Annotated in this window: 17 protein-coding genes, 2 tRNA genes and 2 rRNA genes; 8 read left to right on the top strand and 13 right to left on the bottom strand. The window is 63.7% G+C overall.

All coding sequences use genetic code 11. The annotated features are described in order from the left end of the window. The first annotated feature begins 13 nt into the window (after positions 1–13). Complete coding sequence (locus WS64_RS00945) at positions 14–610, top strand: FMN-dependent NADH-azoreductase (protein WP_059577049.1); 597 nt, start codon at positions 14–16, stop codon at positions 608–610. Positions 611–726: 116 nt separating this feature from the next. Here WS64_RS00945 and WS64_RS00950 read toward each other — a convergent pair whose 3' ends face one another. From WS64_RS00950 to rpe, 8 genes are all read right to left on the bottom strand, one after another. Then, entirely contained in the window at positions 727–1656 is a 930-nt protein-coding gene (locus WS64_RS00950; protein ID WP_060965527.1) for a uracil-DNA glycosylase, read from the bottom strand. 13 nt (positions 1657–1669) lie between these two features. Continuing rightward, entirely contained in the window at positions 1670–2296 is a 627-nt protein-coding gene (locus WS64_RS00955) for a CYTH domain-containing protein (RefSeq protein ID WP_060965528.1), read from the bottom strand. After that, entirely contained in the window at positions 2296–3081 is a 786-nt protein-coding gene (gene trpC / locus WS64_RS00960) for an indole-3-glycerol phosphate synthase TrpC (protein ID WP_060965529.1), read from the bottom strand. The genes WS64_RS00955 and trpC overlap by 1 nt, the downstream gene beginning before the upstream one ends. Before the next feature lie 28 nt (positions 3082–3109). After that, positions 3110–4141, bottom strand: a complete 1032-nt coding sequence (gene trpD / locus WS64_RS00965; protein ID WP_059577389.1) for an anthranilate phosphoribosyltransferase — start codon at positions 4139–4141, stop codon at positions 3110–3112. A gap of 13 nt (positions 4142–4154) precedes the next feature. Continuing rightward, a complete protein-coding gene (locus WS64_RS00970; protein ID WP_060965530.1) occupies positions 4155–4754 on the bottom strand; it encodes an aminodeoxychorismate/anthranilate synthase component II in 600 nt (199 codons plus the stop codon). A 13-nt stretch (positions 4755–4767) separates the two neighbouring features. Beyond that, positions 4768–6261: an anthranilate synthase component I gene (gene trpE / locus WS64_RS00975; protein ID WP_060965531.1), complete on the bottom strand. Its 1494-nt coding sequence runs from the start codon at positions 6259–6261 to the stop codon at positions 4768–4770. A 357-nt stretch (positions 6262–6618) separates the two neighbouring features. Next, complete coding sequence (locus WS64_RS00980) at positions 6619–7383, bottom strand: phosphoglycolate phosphatase (protein WP_059576948.1); 765 nt, start codon at positions 7381–7383, stop codon at positions 6619–6621. Positions 7384–7387: 4 nt separating this feature from the next. After that, positions 7388–8074, bottom strand: coding sequence for a ribulose-phosphate 3-epimerase (gene rpe / locus WS64_RS00985; protein ID WP_059576943.1), 687 nt, complete (start codon positions 8072–8074; stop codon positions 7388–7390). Between the two features lie 177 nt (positions 8075–8251). Between rpe and apaG the strand changes: the two genes are divergently transcribed. Both apaG and mltA read left to right on the top strand, forming a co-directional pair. Beyond that, entirely contained in the window at positions 8252–8626 is a 375-nt protein-coding gene (apaG, locus tag WS64_RS00990) for a Co2+/Mg2+ efflux protein ApaG (protein ID WP_006477037.1), read from the top strand. 78 nt (positions 8627–8704) lie between these two features. Next, on the top strand, positions 8705–9937 hold the full coding sequence (mltA, locus tag WS64_RS00995; RefSeq protein ID WP_059577373.1) for a murein transglycosylase A: 1233 nt from the start codon (positions 8705–8707) through the stop codon (positions 9935–9937). Positions 9938–10185: 248 nt separating this feature from the next. On the opposite strand, the gene paaK is transcribed toward mltA, so the two are convergent. The 5 genes from paaK to paaN all read right to left on the bottom strand — a co-directional run bounded on the left by paaK (position 10186) and on the right by paaN (position 15819). Next, entirely contained in the window at positions 10186–11484 is a 1299-nt protein-coding gene (gene paaK / locus WS64_RS01000; protein WP_059576941.1) for a phenylacetate--CoA ligase PaaK, read from the bottom strand. Between the two features lie 38 nt (positions 11485–11522). Continuing rightward, the gene (gene paaI / locus WS64_RS01005; RefSeq protein ID WP_059576938.1) at positions 11523–11975 is read right to left on the bottom strand and encodes a hydroxyphenylacetyl-CoA thioesterase PaaI; all 453 of its coding nucleotides are present in this window, start codon (positions 11973–11975) and stop codon (positions 11523–11525) included. Position 11976: 1 nt separating this feature from the next. Continuing rightward, positions 11977–12768: a 2-(1,2-epoxy-1,2-dihydrophenyl)acetyl-CoA isomerase PaaG gene (gene paaG, locus WS64_RS01010; RefSeq protein ID WP_059576935.1), complete on the bottom strand. Its 792-nt coding sequence runs from the start codon at positions 12766–12768 to the stop codon at positions 11977–11979. A gap of 45 nt (positions 12769–12813) precedes the next feature. Then, positions 12814–14025, bottom strand: coding sequence for a 3-oxoadipyl-CoA thiolase (gene pcaF / locus WS64_RS01015; protein WP_060965532.1), 1212 nt, complete (start codon positions 14023–14025; stop codon positions 12814–12816). A gap of 87 nt (positions 14026–14112) precedes the next feature. Next, positions 14113–15819: a phenylacetic acid degradation protein PaaN gene (gene paaN / locus WS64_RS01020; RefSeq protein WP_059640158.1), complete on the bottom strand. Its 1707-nt coding sequence runs from the start codon at positions 15817–15819 to the stop codon at positions 14113–14115. Between the two features lie 129 nt (positions 15820–15948). On the opposite strand from paaN, the gene WS64_RS01025 reads away from it, so the two are divergent. The 5 genes from WS64_RS01025 (at position 15949) to WS64_RS01045 (ending at position 22312) form a co-directional block, all read left to right on the top strand. Then, the gene (locus WS64_RS01025; protein ID WP_060965533.1) at positions 15949–16725 is read left to right on the top strand and encodes an enoyl-CoA hydratase; all 777 of its coding nucleotides are present in this window, start codon (positions 15949–15951) and stop codon (positions 16723–16725) included. Positions 16726–17296: 571 nt separating this feature from the next. Beyond that, a 16S ribosomal RNA gene (locus WS64_RS01030) occupies positions 17297–18829 on the top strand. A 63-nt stretch (positions 18830–18892) separates the two neighbouring features. Then, a tRNA-Ile gene (locus tag WS64_RS01035) sits at positions 18893–18969 on the top strand. Between the two features lie 42 nt (positions 18970–19011). Further along, positions 19012–19087, top strand: a tRNA-Ala gene (locus WS64_RS01040). Positions 19088–19431: 344 nt separating this feature from the next. Further along, positions 19432–22312, top strand: a 23S ribosomal RNA gene (locus WS64_RS01045). Together the 16S and 23S rRNA genes with 2 tRNA genes alongside form the textbook arrangement of a ribosomal RNA operon. The last annotated feature ends 73 nt before the right edge of the window (positions 22313–22385 follow it).

Consider the following 22385-nt stretch of genomic DNA (forward strand, 5'->3'; position numbering starts at 1 on the left):
ACCGGAGCCTGACATGACGACCATTCTGCAAATCAATTCCGCTGCGCGTTCGCAAGGCGCGCAGTCCACGCTGCTGGCCAACGAACTGACGGCAAAGCTGCAACAATCGAACCCCGGCGCGAACGTCGTGGTTCGCGATCTGCTGGCCGACGCGCTGCCGCACCTCGACGAATCGGTGCTCGGCGCATTCTTCACGCCGGCCGACAAGCGCACCGCGGAACAGAATGCGATCGTCGCGAAGAGCGATGCGCTGATCGCCGAGTTGCAGGCTGCCGACATCATCGTGATCGGCGCACCGATGTACAACTTCGGCATCTCGTCGCAACTGAAGACGTATTTCGACTGGATCGCCCGCGCAGGCGTCACGTTCCGCTACACCGAGAACGGTCCGGAAGGCCTGATCAAGGGCAAGAAGGTTCACGTGGTGACGGCCCGCGGCGGCAAGTACGCCGGCACGCCGAACGACAGCCAGACGCCGTACCTGCGCACGTTCCTCGGCTTCATCGGCCTGACCGACGTGAGCTTCATCTTCGCGGAAGGCCTGAACCTCGGCCCGGATGCGCAAAGCGCCGCGCTCGCCAGCGCGCGCGAGGCGATCGCCGCCGCGTAACGCGTGAGGTCGACGCGGGTGCGACGCACCGGCTGCGTCACCCGATAAAAAACGCCGCGCCCCGAAAGGGGCGCGGCGTTGTTGCATTCGGGCCGGCGAACCCGCCGCCTGGGCCGTTACGCGAGCGTTTCGGCCACGTCCGGCAGACGCCAGTCGATCGGCTCGCGGCCTGCTTCGACCAGATAGTCGTTCGCGAGCGCGAAATGGCGGCAGCCGAGGAAGCCGCGATGCGCGGACAGCGGCGACGGATGCGGCGCCTCGAGCACGCAATGCGCGTTCGCGTCGAACAGTGCGCGCTTGGCCTGCGCGTGCGCGCCCCACAGCATGAACACGAGCCCGCGATGACGGCCGGCGAGCTCGCGGATCAGCGTGTCCGTGCATTGCTCCCAGCCGCGCTTCGCATGGCTCGCGGCCGCGCCGCGCTCGACCGTCAGCACGGTGTTGAGCAACAGCACGCCCTGGCGCGCCCACGTGTCGAGGCAGCCGTGCCGCGGCGTGTCGTGACCGAAGTTCGCGGCGATTTCCTTGAAGATGTTGCGCAGCGACGGCGGCGTGCGGACGGCCGGCGGCACCGAGAACGCGAGGCCGTGCGCCTGCGGCGTGCCGCGATCGTCGCCGTGGTACGGATCCTGGCCGAGGATCACGACCTTCACGTCGTCCGGGCTCGTCAGGCGCAGCGCGCGGAACACGTCGGTCGGGTAGACCGTCTTGCCGGCCGCACGCTCCTCATCGACGAAGCGGCACAGCGGCGCGTACGCGTCGCTGTCGGTGAACGGTTTCAGCACGTCGCGCCAGACAGCCGGCAGCGCGTCGAATTGCGCGGCGAGATGCGGTACGTCGGCGGCGACGGGTCGCGGCGCCGCGGCGGCCGAGGCCGGCTCGGGCATGGGCGCGGGTGCGGGTGCTGCAGTTTTCTTCGCTGCTTTGCGCCGAGCGGCAGGCGGCTCGGAAGCCGGGGACGGAATATCGTCCGGTGCCGTTTCCGGCACGGGATCGTCGAACAGCGACGCCTGTTGCGGCGCGCGGGAAGTCTTGCGGGTTGCCATGCGTGATGCGGGTTTATTGCGCGCGCAGCCGGTAGCCGCGCTGCGCTTTGCTGATGTTTTCGGGAACGAGGCCCGGCAGCGCCTGCTGCAATTCGGCGGCGAGCGTCGCGAGCGCCGATTCCGGGCCGTCGATCAGTTCGAGTTCGATTTCGCTGATCGGTTCGCGGCGCGTTTCGTGTTCCGCCTGGACGACGATCTCGCCGAGGTCCACCGCGGCCTCGACCGTCGCGCCGCCGATGGCGATGCGCCACAGCGTACGCGAAAAATCCGTGCGGAACAGCGCATGCAGCGCGCCGGCCGCGTCATTCAGCGCGGCGGCGGCTTCCGGCACGTCGCAGGCCGCGACGAGCGCATCGATTTCGAGCGCGTCGCCCGCGACCGGCAGTTCCCATTCGTGGCGGCGGTGCAGGCCGCCTTCCGCGCTGCCGACCGTCTTGAACGTCTGCAGCCAGCCGTCCGGCGTGCGGCGCACGCGCACCGCGCTCTTCGAGCGCGCCAGCGCGAGATCGGGCGTGTCGTAATAGACGTTCGCGAGCGTGATCACGCGGCCGGGTTCGCCGGTCAGCGTCTCGAAGAAGCGGCGCGCGGCATCGGCCTGGCCGGCCGGCAGCGCGAGCTTGATTTCCTTTTCGATCGCCATCAGAAGAACATCCGTGCGAGTTCCTCGCCCGGCTGATCGGCGCGCATGAACGCCTCGCCGACGAGGAACGTGTTCACGTTCGCCGCGCGCATCGTGTCGACGTCGGTGCGCGACAGGATGCCCGATTCCGTCACGACGATGCGGTCCGCCGGAATCATGTCGAGCATGTCGAGCGTGGTCTGGATCGACGTCTCGAACGTGCGCAGGTTGCGGTTGTTGATGCCGAGCAGCGGCGTCTTGAGCGTCAGCGCCTGTTCCATCTCGTGGCGGTCGTGCACTTCGACGAGCACCGCGAGGCCGAGCGAATGCGCATAGGCCTCGAGATCCTGCATCAGCGGCGTGTCGAGCGCGGCGGCGATCAGCAGGATCGCGTCGGCGCCCATCGCGCGGGCTTCGACGATCTGGTACGCGTCGACGATGAAGTCCTTGCGCAGCACCGGCAGCGTGCAGGCCGCGCGCGCTTCCTCGAGGTAGCGGACGCCGCCCTGGAAGAACTGCTCGTCGGTCAGCACCGACAGGCACGCGGCGCCGTGCGCCGCATACGAGCGCGCGATGTCGGCCGGCACGAAATGCTCGCGCAGCACGCCTTTCGACGGGCTCGCCTTCTTGATTTCGGCGATCACGGCGGCGTTGCCGGCCGCGTGCTTCGCGCGCAGCGCGCCGACGAAGTCGCGCAGGTCGCGTGCCGATGCTTCGAGTTTCAGCGCCTCGAGCGGCGCGCTGCGCAGGGCCGCCGCGATTTCTTCGCGCTTGACGGCGATGATTCGGTCGAGAATGTCGCTCATGTGGGTTCCTGCTGGATTCGTAAGAGGGTCAGCGCTTGAACTGCTGCGTGAAGCGCACGAGTTCGTCGACTTTCGCGCGGGCCTTGCCGCTCGCGATCGCTTCGCGGGCGAGCTGGATGCCGTCCGCGATCGACTCGGCGATATTGGCCGCATAGAGCGCGGTGCCCGCGTTCAGCGTGACGATCTCGCGCGCGACGCCCGGCTGGTTGTCCAGCGCGCCGAGCAGCATCGTGCGCGATTCGTCGGCATTTTCCACCTTCAGCGTGCGGTTCGACACCATCTGCAGGCCGAAGTCCTCCGGATGGATCTCGTACTCGTGCACCTTGCCGTCGCGCAATTCGCCGACGAGCGTCGCGGCGCCGAGCGACACCTCGTCCATTCCGTCCTTGCCGTACACGACGAGCACGTGCTGCGCGCCGAGGCGCTGCATCACGCGCACCTGGATGCCGACGAGGTCGGGGTGGAACACGCCCATCAGCTGGTTCGGCGCGCCGGCCGGATTGGTCAGCGGGCCGAGGATGTTGAAGATCGTGCGTACGCCGAGCTCGCGGCGCACGGCCGCGATGTTCTTCATCGCCGGGTGATGGTTCGGCGCGAACATGAAGCCCATGCCGGTTTCGGCGATCGACGCGGCGACCTGGTCCGATTGCAGGTCGATGTTCACGCCGAGCGCTTCGAGCACGTCGGCGCTGCCGGATTTGCTCGACACGCCGCGGTTGCCGTGCTTCGCGACCTTCGCGCCCGCGGCCGCCGTGACGAACATCGACGCGGTCGAGATGTTGAACGTGTGCGAGCCGTCGCCGCCGGTGCCGACGATGTCGACGAAATTCGAGTTGTCCTGCACCTCGACGTGGTTCGCGAATTCGCGCATCACGGTGGCGGCGGCGGCGATCTCGCCGATCGTCTCCTTCTTCACGCGCAGCCCGGTGATGATCGCGGCCGCCATCACGGGCGACATGTCGCCGCGCATGATCAGCCGCATCAGGTGCAGCATTTCGTCGTGGAAGATCTCGCGGTGCTCGATCGTGCGCTGCAGCGCTTCCTGCGGGGTAATCGTCATCGTGCGTCTCCCGTCAGGCAGTCGGTGCGGCGGCATGCGCCGCTGCGCGATGCTGCTTCAGGAAATTCTCGAGCAGCGCGTGGCCGTGCTCCGAGAGAATCGATTCCGGGTGGAACTGCACGCCTTCGACCGGCAGCGTCTTGTGGCGCACGCCCATGATCTCGCCGTCGTCGGTCCACGCGGATACCTCCAGGCAGTCGGGCAGCGATTCGGGCTCGATCGCGAGCGAGTGATAGCGCGTGACGTCGAAATGCTTCGGCAGATCGGCGAATACGCCGCGGCAGTCGGTTTCGATCCGGCTCACCTTGCCGTGCATGATGGTCTTCGCGCGCACGACGCGGCCGCCGAACGCTTCGCCGATCGCCTGGTGGCCGAGGCAGACGCCGAGGATCGGCTTCCTGCCCGCGAATTCGCGCAGCACGTCGAGCGTGATGCCCGCGTGCTGCGGATTGCTCGGGCCGGGCGACAGGCAGATGGTGTCGGGGTTCAGGCGCGCGATGTCGTCGAGCGTGATTTCGTCGTTGCGGCAGGTACGCACGTCCTCGCCGAGTTCGCCGAAGTACTGGACCAGGTTGTAGGTAAACGAGTCGTAGTTGTCGATCATGAGCAGCATGGTCAGTCTCCGGTCAGAAGTCGCTATCGAGGCCGTCCTGGACCTGTTCGGCCGCACGCAGCACCGCGCGCGCCTTGTTCTCGGTCTCTTGCCATTCGGATTCGGGCACCGAATCGGCGACGACGCCGGCCGCCGCTTGCACGTACAGGTTGCCGTTGTGGATCAGGCCCGTGCGGATCGCGATCGCGAGATCCATCTCGCCCGAGAACGACAGGTAGCCGACCGCACCGCCGTACAGCCCGCGCTTGACCGGCTCGAGCTCGTCGATCAGTTCCATCGCGCGCACCTTCGGCGCGCCTGACAGCGTGCCGGCCGGGAACGTCGCGCGCAGCACGTCGTAGTTCGTCATGCCGGGCTTCAGCTTGCCTTCGACCGAGCTGACGATGTGCTGCACGTGCGAGTACTTCTCGATCACCATCTTGTCGGTCACCTGCACCGAGCCGATTTCCGCGATGCGGCCCACGTCGTTGCGCGCGAGGTCGATCAGCATCACGTGCTCGGCGATCTCCTTCGGATCGTTCAGCAGCTCGGTCGCCAGTTCCGCATCACGCTCGGGCGTGTTGCCGCGCGGGCGCGTGCCGGCGAGCGGCCGGATCGTGACGATCTGGTCGTCGCCGCGCTTTTCCTGGCGCACCAGGATTTCCGGCGACGCGCCGACCACGTGGGAATCGCCGAAGTTGTAGTAATACATGTACGGCGACGGGTTCAGCGAGCGCAGCGCGCGGTACAGCGACAGCGGATTGTCGCGGTACGGCTTCGTCAGCCGCTGGCCGACCTGGATCTGCATCAGCTCGCCGGCCGCGATGTATTCCTTCGCCTGGCGCACGGCGGCCAGGTAATCCTCCTTCTTGAATTCGCGGAACGTCTCGGTGCGCACGCTCGCCGACGTGACGGGCGGCTGCACGGTCGTGCGCAGGCGCTGCTTCAGTTCGCGCAGGCGCTGTTTCGCCTTCGCGTACGCTTCGGGCTGGCCCGGATCCGCGTAGATGATCAGGTAGAGCTTGCCGGCGAGGTTGTCGATCACCGCGACTTCCTCGGTCAGCAGCAACTGGATGTCGGGCAGGCCGAGATCGTCGCGCGGCGCGGTGTTCGCGAGCTTCTTCTCGATGTAGCGCACCGCGTCGTAGCCGAAGTAGCCGGCGAGGCCGCCGCAGAAACGCGGCAGGCCCGGACGCTGCGCGACCTTGAAGCGGGCCTGGAACGATTCGATGAACTGGAACGGGTCGCCTTCGTGCGTCTCGACGATCTGGCCGTCGCGCACGACCTCCGACACGCCGTTGCGGGTGCGTACGAGCGTGCGGGCGGGCAGGCCGATGAACGAGTAGCGGCCGAAGCGTTCGCCGCCGACCACCGATTCGAGCAGGAACGAGTTGGCGCCCGCGCGTTCGGGCTGGGCCAGCTTCAGGTAGAGGGACAGCGGCGTTTCGAGATCGGCAAGGGCTTCCGCGATCAGCGGGATGCGGTTGTAGCCTTCGTTCGCGAGCGATTGGAATTCGAGTTCGGTCATGTTCCGGTCCTGTTCGGGACGAGCGGCGCGTGCGCCAGGGATCACTTGACGCTGCGCGGGTGGCCGTCGGCGAAAGGGCGGTCGATCGAGAAGTGCCTGTTGCCGGCCGGCACTCCGGGCGTGAACGTCGCGAGCCTGCGGCCGACCCTGAACGCGAGCGTTCGGACGCGGTGGAACTCGAGGTGGTGCGACGGTCGGCGCGCGGATGCGCAGCGAGATAAAAAACGGCGCTGAAGACGTGCTTCAGCGTACCTCATCGAAGAGGTTAGCGCGACCAGCGACGCCAGGGCCAGGCTCCCCGGTCGATGCTGCTCAGACTCCGTTTTTTATTCAGAAACATGCGGATGGAAGAAATAATCAGACGGTTGGCCGGCCGGCATTGTGCGCGGAAATTGCGCGAGCCGCGACCAGCAACGAATCGACTATACCATCCGAATTTATCGTTTGTATAGCTTTGCCGTGGTTGTAGCCGTACGGCACCGTCAGCGTCGCCATCCCGGCCGCGCGGCCTGCCAGCGCGTCGTTTTCCGAGTCGCCGATCGCGACCGCGGCGCCCGGCGCGACGCCGAGCGCGTCGCAGGCCGTCAGCATCGGCAGCGGATCGGGCTTCTTGCGCGCGACGCTGTCGCCGCCCAGCACGATGCCGAAGCAGCCGGCCAGCCCGTATTGTTCGAGCAGCTCGACCGCGAAGCGGTGCGGCTTGTTCGTCACGCACGCGAGCCGGATGCCGGCCGCGCGCAATGCGTCGAGGCCGGCTGCCACGTCCGGATAGAGACGCGTGTGGCGACCGTTGATCTTCGCGTATTCGGTCTGGTAGATCGCCAGTGCGTCGTCGAAGCGCGCGTGCGCTTCGTCGGCCGGCAAGCGCGGCTTCAGCACGCTCTGGATCAGGTGTTCGGAGCCCTTGCCGACGTAGCCGATGACTTCGTCGCGCGACGTGGCCGGCGCGCCGAGCTGCGCGAGCATCCCGTTCAGGCCGGCCGTGAAATCGTCGGCCGTGTCGACCATCGTGCCGTCGAGGTCGATCAGCGCGGCATCGATGCGCGGCGCGGCAAAGCGGATCGGGGCCGCGTCCGTGGCGGCCCCGGCCGGCGCGTGGCCGGCGAACGACGAATCGGCCACGGCATCAGCTCCGTTCGACGGTGGCGAGCGCCGCGCGCATCTCGTCGATCACCTTGCGGTAGTCGGGCTTGCCGAAGATCGCTGAACCGGCGACGAACGTGTCGGCGCCGGCCGCCGCGATTTCCGCGATGTTGTCGGCCTTCACGCCGCCGTCGACCTCGAGCAGAATCTCGCGGCCGGTGCGCTCGGTGTACGCGTCGAGGCGCGCGCGCGCTTCGCGCAGCTTGTTCAGCGTTTCCGGAATGAACGACTGGCCGCCGAAGCCGGGGTTCACCGACATCAGCAGCACGAAGTCGAGGCGGTCCATCACGTGGTCGAGGTAGTTCAGCGGCGTGGCCGGATTGAACACGAGACCGGCCTTGCAGCCGTGGTCGCGGATCAGCGACAGCGTGCGGTCGATGTGGTCGGAGCCTTCCGGGTGGAAACTGATCAGGTTCGCGCCGGCCTTCGCGAAATCGGGCACGATCCGGTCGACCGGGCGCACCATCAGGTGCACGTCGATCGGCACCTGCACGTGCGGGCGGATCGCCTCGCAGACGAGCGGGCCGATCGTGAGGTTCGGCACATAATGGTTGTCCATCACGTCGAAGTGAATCCAGTCGGCGCCGGCGGCGACCACGTTGCGGACTTCTTCGCCGAGCCGGGCAAAGTCGGCCGACAGGATGCTGGGAGCGATGCGGAATTGAGTCATGGCAGGGGAGCGGGGACGTTGCGGCGCAAAACCGTCATTCTACCGTCCGGCGACCCGGTGCGCGGCGGCAGGCCGTGCGGTTGCCGCCCGATTGCGCATAGAATGCCGAACCAATGCGGCGCGCCCGCGGCCCGGCCGCTAGAATCGGCGCGCGCGGTTACCTACAGCGGACACACCATGAGTCAGTATCAGTTCACCGTTTCGGTGAAAACCAGCTACTTGCCGGAACAATCCGACCCCGATCACCGTCAATACGCATTCGCGTACACGCTGACGATCCGCAACACCGGACAGGTCGCGGCGCAGCTGATCGCCCGTCACTGGATCATCACGGACAGCGAGAGCCACGTGCAGGAAGTGAAGGGGCTCGGCGTCGTCGGGCACCAGCCGCTGCTGCAGCCGGGCGAGCATTTCGAATACACGAGCTGGGCCGTGATCGCGACGCCGGTCGGGACGATGCGCGGCGCGTACTTCTGCGTGGCGGAGGACGGCGAGCGTTTCGAGGCGCCGGTCGACGAGTTCGCCCTGCACATGCCGCGCACGCTGCATTGAGCGTGCGGCGCGCGTCAGCGCGGCTGGCGGTCGTTGTCGTGGGCCGGCTTCTTTCTGCCCGACGACGTCCAGACGACGATGAAGATCAGCAGGGCAAGCGCTACGAAGGCTTCGAGCGCGAAGATGAGCATCGGATATTGGTCGAGAAAATCTGACATGGCGGTTTCCATCAAGAACGGACATTGTATGTGGTTTGGGCCCCGGCTGGCCGGGTGGATGGCCGCAGCCGCGGCGGCGGCGCTGCTCGCCGCGTGCGGCGGCGCGCCGACGCGGACCTCCGCGCTGAAGCCGCCGACCGGCGCGGCGATCGTGCCGGGGCAGGTCGCCGCGAAGCGGCTCACGCCGGTCGCGTGGCAGCAGGTGCCGGGCTGGCAGGACGATTCGCTGATCGGCGCGACGGCCGCGTTGCGGCAGAACTGCGCGCGGCTCGCACGCCAGCCGGCCTGGACGCGCGCTTGCGCGGCCGCCGACCGGCTCGACGAACTCGACGTCAGCAGCGCACGCGCCTTCTTCGAAACGTATTTCACGCCGTTCCAGTTCGCGAATACCGACGGTACGCTCGACGGGCTCGTGACCGGCTATTACGAGCCGCTGCTGCACGGTTCGCGCGTGCGCCGCGGCCCGTATCAGTACGCGCTCTATCGCTGGCCGGCCGGCTATCGCGCGGGCGCCGCGCTGCCCGCACGCGCGCAGCTCGAGCGCGCCGGCATCCTGAACGGCAACGAACTCGTATGGGTCGACGATCCGATCGAGGCGTTCTTCCTGCAGGTGCAGGGCTCGGGGCGCGTGCTGCTCGACGACGGTTCGGTGATGCGGGTCGGCTTTGCCGGTACCAACAACCAGCCGTACCGTTCGATCGGCAAGTGGCTGCTCGATCGCGGCGAGCTGACGCCCGCACAGGCGACGATGCAGGGCATCAAGGCCTGGGCGAAGGCGAACCCCACGCGCGTCGACGCGCTGCTCGACACGAATCCGCGCTTCGTGTTCTTCCGCGACATGCCGACCAAGGAGGATGCGCCGCACGGCGGCGCGGACGGTCCGATCGGCGCGCTCGGCGTGCCGCTGACGCCGGAGCGCTCGATCGCGGTCGATCCGTCGTCGATTCCGCTCGGCACGCCGGTGTTCCTGCAGACCACGCGTCCGCTGACGAATACGCCGATGAACCGGCTCGTGTTCGCGCAGGATACGGGCTCGGCGATCAAGGGCGGCGTGCGGGCAGACTATTTCTGGGGGCTCGGCGACGACGCGGGCGACCAGGCCGGCCGGATGAAGCAGGTCGGCCGGATGTGGCTGCTGTTCCCGAATTCGTGATTTGGGGCAGGGCGGGCTGCCCGGATGGTGGCCCGCGCATGAGACTCGGCATTCGCGGTGCGTCTCCTGCGCGTGGCGCGTGCCGGCCTGATCGCCGGTGTGCCCACGTGATTTCAGTTCGCGTGATCCGGTGAGTGTCACGTCGAACGACGCTTGGAGTAAAGCAGCCCGGTCGGCGTTGGCCGACCGGGCTGTTTCGTTTGCCGGCACGCGCTCGCCGCCGCGCGCCGTGCGTGCGTCGCGCGACTTTAGCCCTTGCGTTTGTCGACGACGCGGCGCGCCTTGCCGACCGAGCGCTCGATGCCGTTCACCGGCAGCACGTTGATCACCGCCGTCACGCCGATCAGCGACTTGATGTCGTACGCGAGCGCCTGTTTGGCCGCCTGTATCGCCGCGGTATCGGGCGCGGTTTCCGGGCAGGGCTCGACGTTGAGCGTCAGCACGTCGAGCGGGCCTTCCTTCGTCAGCACGATCTGATAGTGCGGCGCGAGCGCGCGCTGCTTGAGCAACTGTTCCTCGATTTGCGTCGGGAACACGTTGACGCCGCGCACGATCATCATGTCGTCCGACCGGCCGGTGATCTTCTCCATCCGGCGCATCGTCCGGGCGGTGCCCGGCAACAGGCGCGTGAGATCGCGCGTGCGGTAGCGGATGATCGGCAGCGCTTCCTTCGTCAACGACGTGAACACGAGCTCGCCGAGCTCCCCATCGGGCAGCACTTCGCCGGTTTCCGGGTCGATGACTTCCGGATAGAAGTGGTCTTCCCAGATGGTCGGACCATCCTTGGTCTCGACGCATTCGGACGCCACGCCGGGGCCCATCACTTCGGACAGCCCGTAGATGTCGACCGCGTCGATGCCCATCCGCTGTTCGATTGCGACGCGCATGTCGTTGGTCCACGGCTCCGCGCCGAAGATGCCGATGCGCAGCGAACTCTTGACCGGGTCGAGGCCCTGGCGCTCGATCTCGTCGGCGATCGACAGCATGTAGCTCGGCGTGACCATGATGATGTCGGGCCGGAAATCCTGGATCAGCTGTACCTGCTTTTCGGTCTGGCCGCCGCCGAACGGGATCACGGTGAGGCCTGCGCGCTCGGCGCCGTAGTGCGCGCCGAGCCCGCCCGTGAAGAGCCCATAGCCGTAGCTGACGTGCACCTTGTCGCCGCGGCGCGCACCGGCGGCGCGGATCGACCGGGCGACGAGGTTCGCCCACGTGTCGATGTCGGCGGCCGTATAGCCGACGACCGTCGGCTTGCCGGTCGTGCCCGACGACGCGTGGATGCGCGAGATCTGGTCTTGCGGCACCGCGAACATCCCGAACGGATAGCTGTCGCGCAGGTCGCCCTTGGTCGTAAACGGAAAGCGCGACAGGTCGGCGAGCGTCTTCAGGTCGTCCGGATGCACGCCCGCTTCGTCGAACTTGCGGCGATAGACGGGCGAGTTGTCATACGCATGTCGGAGCGACCACTTGAGGCGTTCCAGTTGCAGCGCGGTCAGCTCGTCGCGCGAGGCGGTCTCGATCGGCTCGAGCGGTAGCGGGGTAGTCATGCATGTCTCCAGTGTTTGTTATGGGCGAGCCGTCGACGTCAGCGGTCTTCCGGGATGACCGTGCCCTTGATCTGGGCGGATTTGCCGCGAAACATCGCAACCGTGTCGCCTGTCTGGTTCGTGACGCGGATGTCGTAGATGCCGTGGCGGCCGGCGCGCGCCTGTTCGACCGCCTCGGCCGTCAGCACGTCGCCGCCGTGGACGGGGCGCAGGAATTCGATCGAGCAGCCGGCCGCGACCGCATTCACGTTGTACGAGTTGCATGCGAACGCGAACGTCGAATCGGCGAGCGTGAAGATGATCCCGCCATGGCAGGTCTGGTGACCGTTCAGGAATTCGGGCCGCACGCGCATCTGCAGACGGGCGTAGCCGGCGCGTACTTCGGCGATTTCCATGCCGAACGCGCGACTGCACGCATCGGCGTCGTACATGGCCCGTGCGGTGGCGCGGGCGAGCGAATCGGGGTCGAGCGTGGCGGTCGCGTTCGTCATGTCAGCGCCCCTCGAAGCGCGGCGCACGCTTCTCGATGAAGGCCTTCACACCTTCTGCGTAGTCATGCGACTGGCCAAGCTTGCGCTGCAGGTCGCGTTCCAAATCGAGCTGCTGATCGAGCGTGTTCGTGATGCCGTCTCGCATCGACTGCTTGATCGATGCGATGGCGAGCGTCGGCTGCTGCGCGAGCTGGGTGGCGAGCTGGCGGGCCGTCGCGACGAGCGCGTCGTCGTCGACCGCGCGCCAGATCAGGCCCCATTGTTCGGCCTGTTCCGCGCCGAGCTTGTCGCCGGTCAGCGCGAGCCCCAGCGCGCGAGCCATGCCGATGCGTTGCGGCAGGAACCAGGTGCCGCCCGAATCGGGTACGAGCCCGATCTTGACGAAGGCTTGAATGAAACTGCTCGAGCGCGCGGCGAACACGAGATCGCACGCAAGTGCGAGATTCGCGCCGGCGCCGGCGGCCGTACCGTTGACGGCGGCGATCACCGGAATCGGCAGACGCTGCAGGCGGCGGATCAGCGGATTGAAATGCTCGTCGATCAGCGTGCCCAGGTCGCTGGACGCGCCCGGTGTGAAGTCGAGGTCGGCCAGGTCCTGGCCCGCGCAAAAGCCGCGCCCCGCACCCGTCAGAATCAGCGCGCGTGCACCGGCCGCCTCGACTTCATCGAGCGCCGACTGCAGTTCGCGATGCATCGCCCGCGTGAAGCTGTTCAGCTTGTCGGGGCGGTTGAGCGTGATCGTGGCCACGCGCGCGGCCTGATCGATATCCAGCTGGATCGCCTGATAGGACATGCAGTATCTCCGTCATGACTTCGTTATAGGCGCGCGGCGCGTCGGTTACACGCGTTCGATCGCGAGCGCGATGCCCTGGCCGACGCCGATGCACATCGTACAGAGCGCGAAGCGGCCGCCGGTGCGCTCGAGTTGATGGAGCGCCGTGGTGACGAGCCGGGCGCCCGATGCGCCGAGCGGGTGGCCGAGCGCGATCGCACCGCCGTTCGGGTTCACGCGTGGATCGTCGTCGGCGACGCCGAGCATGCGCAGCACGGCGAGACCCTGCGACGCGAACGCCTCGTTCAGTTCGATCACGTCGAACTGGTCGATGCGCATGCCGAGCTGCAACAACAGTTTCTGCGTGGCCGGCGCGGGACCGATGCCCATCACGCGCGGCTCGACGCCGGCGGTCGCCATGCCGACGACGCGCGCGCGGCGACGCAGGCCATACTGGTCTGCTGCCTGCGCATTGGCGAGCAGCAGCGCGCAGGCGCCGTCGTTGACGCCCGATGCGTTGCCGGCCGTCACGGAGCCGTCGGGGCGTACCACGCCCTTCAGCTTCGCGAGCGCTTCGAGTGACGTTTCGCGCGGATGCTCGTCGCGCGACACGACGACGGGCTCGCCTTTCTTCTGTGGAATCGTGACCGCGACGATTTCCTCAGCGAGCGTGCCGTCCTGCTGGGCCCGTGCGGCCTTCTGCTGGCTGCGCAGCGCGAAGAGGTCCTGATCGGCGCGGCTGATGTGGTAGTCGACCGCGACGTTCTCGGCCGTCTCCGGCATCGAATCGACGCCATACAGCTGCTTCATCAGCGGATTGACGAAGCGCCAGCCGATCGTCGTATCGAAGATGTCGGCCTGGCGCGCGAACGCGCTCGCGGCCTTGCCCATCACGAACGGTGCGCGGGTCATGCTCTCGACGCCACCTGCGATCATGAGGCGCGCTTCACCCGCCTTGATCGCGCGCGCGGCCGTGCCGACCGCGTCCATCCCGGAGCCGCAGAGCCGGTTCAGCGTCGCGCCGGGCACGGCGGTGGGCAGGCCCGCCAGCAGCGCCGACATGCGTGCGACGTTGCGGTTGTCCTCGCCGGCCTGATTCGCGCAACCGTAGATCACATCGTCGATCGCCGCCCAGTCGACGTCGCGATTGCGCTCGATCAGCGCCTTGAGCGGCACCGCGCCGAGGTCGTCGGCACGAACATCTTTCAGTGCGCCGCCGTAGCGGCCGATGGGGGTGCGAATCGCGTCGCAGATGTAGGCGTCGTAGGCGTCTGTCATGGGCGTATCGATGAGTGACGAACCCGCCGGGTGGCGGATTCGTTCATGGTAGAGAACATGGCGGCGTTTGCATGTCGGCCATTCGGGCTATGCCGGCTGGCCAGCTTCCGCAGGTACCGCCTTCGGGGCAACATGGACACGGCTTTGCACCACGCGGAACCGGTTGGCGACGAACGCGGGGTCGGCCAGCGCCGCGTTGGCCGCCGGGTTCGCGCCCGTTCCGTGGAAGTCGGAGAACGCGGCCGACTGGTTCACGAATACGCCGCCCGTCAGGTTGATCGACAGCGCGACGCCGCCACGCACCGCCGCGTCGTGTGCGGCGTCGATGATTGCGTCATCGGTGCTGTAGACGGAGAGGGTCAGCGCGCCGTGTTCGGCGGCGATTTCACCGGCCAGATCGAGCGATTGCGCGGTCGAGTCGGTCGCGATCACGAACGAGATCGGGCCGAACCATTCCTGCGTGAATTTTTCGCGGTCGGCCACGTCAAGCTGCAGCACGAGCGGCGTGCGCACACGCGCATCGGGGAAGCCGGGATGCTGGAGAGCCACGCTATCCGCAAGCACGCGGCCGAGCTTGCGCGCGTCGTCGATGCGCGCGGTCACGCCTTCGTTCTGGATTGCGCCGATCAGTTCGACCGAGCGTGCCGGGTCGCCAGTGAGTTTTTGCACGGCAACCGCAATCGCTTGCGCGACTTCGTCGAAGCTCGCATGGCCGTCGGCGGTCCGGATGCCGTCGCGCGGCACGTAGATATTCTGCGGCGCCGTGCACATCTGGCCGGAGTACAGCGCCAGCGAGAACGCGATGTTCTTCGCGGCGGCTTTGAGGTCGTCGGTCGAGTCGATCACGATCTGGTTGACGCCCGCTTTCTCGGTATAGACCTGGGCCTGGTGGGCATGGTGTTCGAGCCACGTGCCGTTTTGCGTGCTGCCGGTGAAGTCGATCAACTTGATCTCGGGGCGCAGCGCGAGATCCTGGACGAGGGCGCCGTCGTTGGGCTCGGTCGCGAGGAGCGTGACGACGTTTGGATCGAATCCGGCTTCGCGGAGCACGTCGCGGGCGATTCGGACCGTGATGGCAAGCGGCAGGATCGCGCCCGGGTGCGGTTTGACGATCACCGTATTACCGGTTGCCAGATCGGCGAACAGGCCCGGGTAGCCGTTCCAGGTCGGGAACGTGCAGCAGCCGAGCACGAGGCCGGTGCCGCGCGGCACGATCGTATAGCGCTTGTGCATCGCAAGCGGAGGGTTCTTGCCTTGCGGCTTTTCCCAGTGTGCATCGGCCGGAATGCGGCGCAGTTCGTCCCACGCGTAGGCGACGGCTTCGAGCGCGCGGTCCTGTGCGTGCGGGCCGCCGGCCTGAAACGCCATCATGAAGGCTTGCCCGGTGGTGTGCATCACGCTGTAGGCAATTTCGAAGCTTGCGCGGTTCAGGCGCGCAAGGATTTCGAGGCTAACGCCGATCCACGCGCTCGGGCCGGCTTCGCGCCACGTACGTTGAGCGGCGGCTGCGGCTGCGATCAGTGCGTCCGGCGTGGATTTCGGATACCGGATGCCCAGCGCGATGCCGTATGGCGAGCGCTCGGCGCCAACCGTTTCACCGGATGCGGGCTGGTCAAGCACGAAGGTCTTGTGGAGGTGCGACTTGAACGCCGCCTCGCCGTCCGCGCTTGCGCTTTCCCCGTACACTTTGGGGCTCGGCATTTCGGCGAACGGGCTCCAGTACCCGCGGCTCTCGATGGCGGCGAGTGCGTGTTTCAGCGTGTCTTCGTGCTTCGTGAGCAGGGCATGGGTCATGACGGCGGCCTGATGAACGTTGAGAGGGATCGGATCGATTAATTAACCGACCGGTTGGTCGGAGAATGGTAGCATCAAACTATTCGCATGTGCGAGGCGTTTCTCATTTCATTGATCGAGGAGAAATAGATGGCTTACGAAAACATCCTGGTGGAGACCCGGGGGCGCGTTGGTCTGGTGACGCTCAACCGCCCGAAGGCGCTGAATGCGCTGAACGATGCATTGATGGACGAGTTGGGCGCCGCGCTGAAGGCATTCGATGCGGACGACGACATCGGCGCGATCGTCGTGACGGGCAGCGAGAAGGCGTTCGCGGCCGGCGCGGACATCGGCATGATGGCAACCTACTCCTATATGGATGTTTATCGGGGTGACTACATCACGCGCAACTGGGAGGCGGTCCGCGAGATCCGCAAACCGATCATTGCTGCGGTTTCGGGCTTTGCGCTGGGCGGCGGCTGCGAACTCGCGATGATGTGCGACATCATCTTCGCGGCGGACACGGCCAAGTTCGGCCAGCCGGAAATCAAGCTGGGCGTCATGCCGGGGGCGGGTGGCACGCAGCGCCTGCCGCGCGCGGTGTCGAAGGCGAAGGCAATGGACATGTGTCTGACCGCGCGGTTCATGGACGCCGTCGAGGCCGAGCGTGCCGGGCTCGTCTCGCGCGTGCTGCCGGCCGACAAGTTGCTCGGCGAGGCGATTGCCGCCGCGACGACGATCGCCGAGTTCTCGCTGCCGGCGGTCATGATGGTCAAGGAGTCGGTGAACCGCGCGTACGAGACGACGCTGGCTGAAGGCGTCCACTTCGAGCGCCGGTTGTTCCACTCGTTGTTCGCAACGGAAGACCAGAAGGAAGGGATGGCGGCATTCGTCGAGAAGCGGAAGCCTGTTTTCAAGCACCGCTGATCGGACTGCGTCGGGGCGGGTGTCCGATGGCGGGCCTGTATCGGTTGCGGGCGGGATCGCCTTGTCCGGTTCATCAAAAAAGGCCTCCGTGCGCGACAGCGCACGGAGGCTTTTTTGAACTTTCTTCACAAAGAGCTTGCGTGGATGGGGGCGGGTGCTTAGAATCACGCCTCTTTCGCGCTACCGGAAACGCGGCGCGGGAGAAAGGGAAGCGGTGCTGTTGGGGTTCGGTGGTAACGAGCCGCGGCGGCGCAGGAAGTTGGGCCCCGCAGTCGCAACGAAGTCGTTCAGAAAGTTGTTGACGAGCTGCGAAACACGGTTCATAATCTCGCTTCTCTGCTGCTGAAAACGCAGCGCTGCCGAGGGGTCTCAGATTCCTCGCAGACATGCTCTTTAAAAATTAACAGCCGATAAGTGTGGGCGCTTGATGAAAGCGAGCTGATCCTCGGATCAGATAGCGAAAGTATCAAGAGTCTCACACTAAAGTAAGTCAGGTTTATGAAGTGATTCATATTCCTGTCAGCTTTGAGTGAGCGACCGGTTCTACGGAACCGAAAACAGTAACAGGTTTGAACTGAAGAGTTTGATCCTGGCTCAGATTGAACGCTGGCGGCATGCCTTACACATGCAAGTCGAACGGCAGCACGGGTGCTTGCACCTGGTGGCGAGTGGCGAACGGGTGAGTAATACATCGGAACATGTCCTGTAGTGGGGGATAGCCCGGCGAAAGCCGGATTAATACCGCATACGATCCACGGATGAAAGCGGGGGACCTTCGGGCCTCGCGCTATAGGGTTGGCCGATGGCTGATTAGCTAGTTGGTGGGGTAAAGGCCTACCAAGGCGACGATCAGTAGCTGGTCTGAGAGGACGACCAGCCACACTGGGACTGAGACACGGCCCAGACTCCTACGGGAGGCAGCAGTGGGGAATTTTGGACAATGGGCGAAAGCCTGATCCAGCAATGCCGCGTGTGTGAAGAAGGCCTTCGGGTTGTAAAGCACTTTTGTCCGGAAAGAAATCCTTGGCTCTAATACAGCCGGGGGATGACGGTACCGGAAGAATAAGCACCGGCTAACTACGTGCCAGCAGCCGCGGTAATACGTAGGGTGCGAGCGTTAATCGGAATTACTGGGCGTAAAGCGTGCGCAGGCGGTTTGCTAAGACCGATGTGAAATCCCCGGGCTCAACCTGGGAACTGCATTGGTGACTGGCAGGCTAGAGTCTGGCAGAGGGGGGTAGAATTCCACGTGTAGCAGTGAAATGCGTAGAGATGTGGAGGAATACCGATGGCGAAGGCAGCCCCCTGGGCCAATACTGACGCTCATGCACGAAAGCGTGGGGAGCAAACAGGATTAGATACCCTGGTAGTCCACGCCCTAAACGATGTCAACTAGTTGTTGGGGATTCATTTCCTTAGTAACGTAGCTAACGCGTGAAGTTGACCGCCTGGGGAGTACGGTCGCAAGATTAAAACTCAAAGGAATTGACGGGGACCCGCACAAGCGGTGGATGATGTGGATTAATTCGATGCAACGCGAAAAACCTTACCTACCCTTGACATGGTCGGAAGCCCGATGAGAGTTGGGCGTGCTCGAAAGAGAACCGGCGCACAGGTGCTGCATGGCTGTCGTCAGCTCGTGTCGTGAGATGTTGGGTTAAGTCCCGCAACGAGCGCAACCCTTGTCCTTAGTTGCTACGCAAGAGCACTCTAAGGAGACTGCCGGTGACAAACCGGAGGAAGGTGGGGATGACGTCAAGTCCTCATGGCCCTTATGGGTAGGGCTTCACACGTCATACAATGGTCGGAACAGAGGGTTGCCAACCCGCGAGGGGGAGCTAATCCCAGAAAACCGATCGTAGTCCGGATTGCACTCTGCAACTCGAGTGCATGAAGCTGGAATCGCTAGTAATCGCGGATCAGCATGCCGCGGTGAATACGTTCCCGGGTCTTGTACACACCGCCCGTCACACCATGGGAGTGGGTTTTACCAGAAGTGGCTAGTCTAACCGCAAGGAGGACGGTCACCACGGTAGGATTCATGACTGGGGTGAAGTCGTAACAAGGTAGCCGTATCGGAAGGTGCGGCTGGATCACCTCCTTTCCAGAGCTTCTCGCACAAGTTGAGCGCTCACGCTTATCGGCTGTAAATTAAAGACAGACTCAGGGGTCTGTAGCTCAGTCGGTTAGAGCACCGTCTTGATAAGGCGGGGGTCGTTGGTTCGAATCCAACCAGACCCACCACCGTCTTGTGTGGCGGTACACACCTGGGGCATCTGTACTCATGGGGGCATAGCTCAGCTGGGAGAGCACCTGCTTTGCAAGCAGGGGGTCGTCGGTTCGATCCCGTCTGCCTCCACCAATCTTCAATGACAAGCGTTCGAACGAAGCGTGGTTCGAGTCTTTGTCATTGGCGATTGAGCCAGTCAGAGCGGTACGAAAGTATCGGCTGTCGTTCTTTAACAATCTGGAAGAAGTAAGTAATTTGGATAGCGGAAGCGTCTTGAGATGGACGTGGAAACTATCCGGGTTGTGATTGTATCGATGTATCTCAAGATGATTCGAACTTCATTGTTCGGCTCGATTTTGGAATACGGCACAACGCGAGAACTCAACCTGTAGCGACTGTCGTCCCCCATGCGGGGATGGGGCCCTCGTAAGCGCTAAAGCGCTAACGATGGCCGACATGAGACAGACTCGTTATAGGGTCAAGCGAACAAGTGCATGTGGTGGATGCCTTGGCGATCACAGGCGATGAAGGACGCGGTAGCCTGCGAAAAGCTACGGGGAGCTGGCAAACGAGCTTTGATCCGTAGATGTCCGAATGGGGAAACCCACTCCTTATGGAGTATCCATGGCTGAATACATAGGCCATGCGAAGCGAACGCGGTGAACTGAAACATCTAAGTAACCGCAGGAAAAGAAATCAACCGAGATTCCCAAAGTAGTGGCGAGCGAAATGGGATGAGCCTTGCACTCTTTATTTGTATTGTTAGCCGAACGCTCTGGAAAGTGCGGCCATAGCAGGTGATAGCCCTGTAGGCGAAAACAGTATGAAAGAACTAGGTGTGCGACAAGTAGGGCGGGACACGTGAAATCCTGTCTGAAGATGGGGGGACCATCCTCCAAGGCTAAATACTCGTGATCGACCGATAGTGAACCAGTACCGTGAGGGAAAGGCGAAAAGAACCCCGGGAGGGGAGTGAAATAGATCCTGAAACCGCATGCATACAAACAGTCGGAGCCTCGCAAGGGGTGACGGCGTACCTTTTGTATAATGGGTCAGCGACTTACGTTCAGTAGCAAGCTTAACCGTATAGGGCAGGCGTAGCGAAAGCGAGTCCGAATAGGGCGTTCAGTTGCTGGGCGTAGACCCGAAACCAGGTGATCTATCCATGGCCAGGATGAAGGTGCGGTAACACGTACTGGAGGTCCGAACCCACTAACGTTGAAAAGTTAGGGGATGAGCTGTGGATAGGGGTGAAAGGCTAAACAAACCTGGAAATAGCTGGTTCTCTCCGAAAACTATTTAGGTAGTGCCTCGTGTCTCACCTTCGGGGGTAGAGCACTGTCATGGTTGGGGGGTCTATTGCAGATTACCCCGCCATAGCAAACTCCGAATACCGAAGAGTGCAATCACGGGAGACAGACATCGGGTGCTAACGTCCGGTGTCAAGAGGGAAACAACCCAGACCGCCAGCTAAGGTCCCCAAATATAGCTAAGTGGGAAACGAAGTGGGAAGGCTAAAACAGTCAGGAGGTTGGCTTAGAAGCAGCCACCCTTTAAAGAAAGCGTAATAGCTCACTGATCGAGTCGTCCTGCGCGGAAGATGTAACGGGGCTAAGCTATATACCGAAGCTGCGGATGCGAGCTTGCTCGCATGGTAGGAGAGCGTTCCGTAAGCCTGCGAAGGTGCCTTGTAAAGGGTGCTGGAGGTATCGGAAGTGCGAATGCTGACATGAGTAGCGATAAAGGGGGTGAAAGGCCCCCTCGCCGTAAGCCCAAGGTTTCCTACGCAACGTTCATCGGCGTAGGGTGAGTCGGCCCCTAAGGCGAGGCAGAAATGCGTAGCTGATGGGAAGCAGGTCAATATTCCTGCACCATTGTTAGATGCGATGGGGGGACGGATCGCGGAAGGTTGTCCGGGTGTTGGACGTCCCGGTCGCTGCATTGGAGAAGGCGCTTAGGCAAATCCGGGCGCGGGATTCAAGGGTGTGGCGCGAGCTCCTTCGGGAGCGAAGCAATTGGAAGTGGTTCCAAGAAAAGCCTCTAAGCTTCAGTCTAACGATGACCGTACCGCAAACCGACACAGGTGGGCGAGATGAGTATTCTAAGGCGCTTGAGAGAACTCGGGAGAAGGAACTCGGCAAATTGGTACCGTAACTTCGGGATAAGGTACGCCCTTGTAGCTTGACTGGCCTGCGCCAGGAGGGTGAAGGGGTTGCAATAAACTGGTGGCTGCGACTGTTTAATAAAAACACAGCACTCTGCAAACACGAAAGTGGACGTATAGGGTGTGACGCCTGCCCGGTGCCGGAAGATTAAATGATGGGGTGCAAGCTCTTGATTGAAGTCCCGGTAAACGGCGGCCGTAACTATAACGGTCCTAAGGTAGCGAAATTCCTTGTCGGGTAAGTTCCGACCTGCACGAATGGCGTAACGATGGCCACACTGTCTCCTCCCGAGACTCAGCGAAGTTGAAGTGTTTGTGATGATGCAATCTACCCGCGGCTAGACGGAAAGACCCCATGAACCTTTACTGTAGCTTTGCATTGGACTTTGAACCGATCTGTGTAGGATAGGTGGGAGGCTATGAAACCGGAACGCTAGTTTCGGTGGAGCCGTCCTTGAAATACCACCCTGGTTTGTTTGAGGTTCTAACCTTGGCCCGTGATCCGGGTCGGGGACAGTGCATGGTAGGCAGTTTGACTGGGGCGGTCTCCTCCCAAAGCGTAACGGAGGAGTACGAAGGTACGCTAGGTACGGTCGGAAATCGTGCTGATAGTGCAATGGCATAAGCGTGCTTAACTGCGAGACCGACAAGTCGAGCAGGTGCGAAAGCAGGTCATAGTGATCCGGTGGTTCTGTATGGAAGGGCCATCGCTCAACGGATAAAAGGTACTCTGGGGATAACAGGCTGATACCGCCCAAGAGTTCATATCGACGGCGGTGTTTGGCACCTCGATGTCGGCTCATCTCATCCTGGGGCTGTAGCCGGTCCCAAGGGTATGGCTGTTCGCCATTTAAAGAGGTACGTGAGCTGGGTTTAAAACGTCGTGAGACAGTTTGGTCCCTATCTGCCGTGGGCGTTGGATATTTGAAGGGGGCTGCTCCTAGTACGAGAGGACCGGAGTGGACGAACCTCTGGTGTACCGGTTGTCACGCCAGTGGCATCGCCGGGTAGCTATGTTCGGAAGAGATAACCGCTGAAAGCATCTAAGCGGGAAACTCGCCTTAAGATGAGATATCCCTGGAGGCTTGACCTCCTTGAAGGGTCGTTCGAGACCAGGACGTTGATAGGTCGGGTGTGTAAGCGCAGTAATGCGTTCAGCTAACCGATACTAATTGCCCGTAAGGCTTGATCCTATAACAAGTCTGTCTCGATGCCCGTTAGCGCTTTAGCGCTTACGGACATCGAGCGTCGAGTGCGAGGCACTCG

The sequence above is a fragment of the Burkholderia anthina genome (genome assembly GCF_001547525.1).
Lineage (GTDB): Bacteria > Pseudomonadota > Gammaproteobacteria > Burkholderiales > Burkholderiaceae > Burkholderia > Burkholderia semiarida.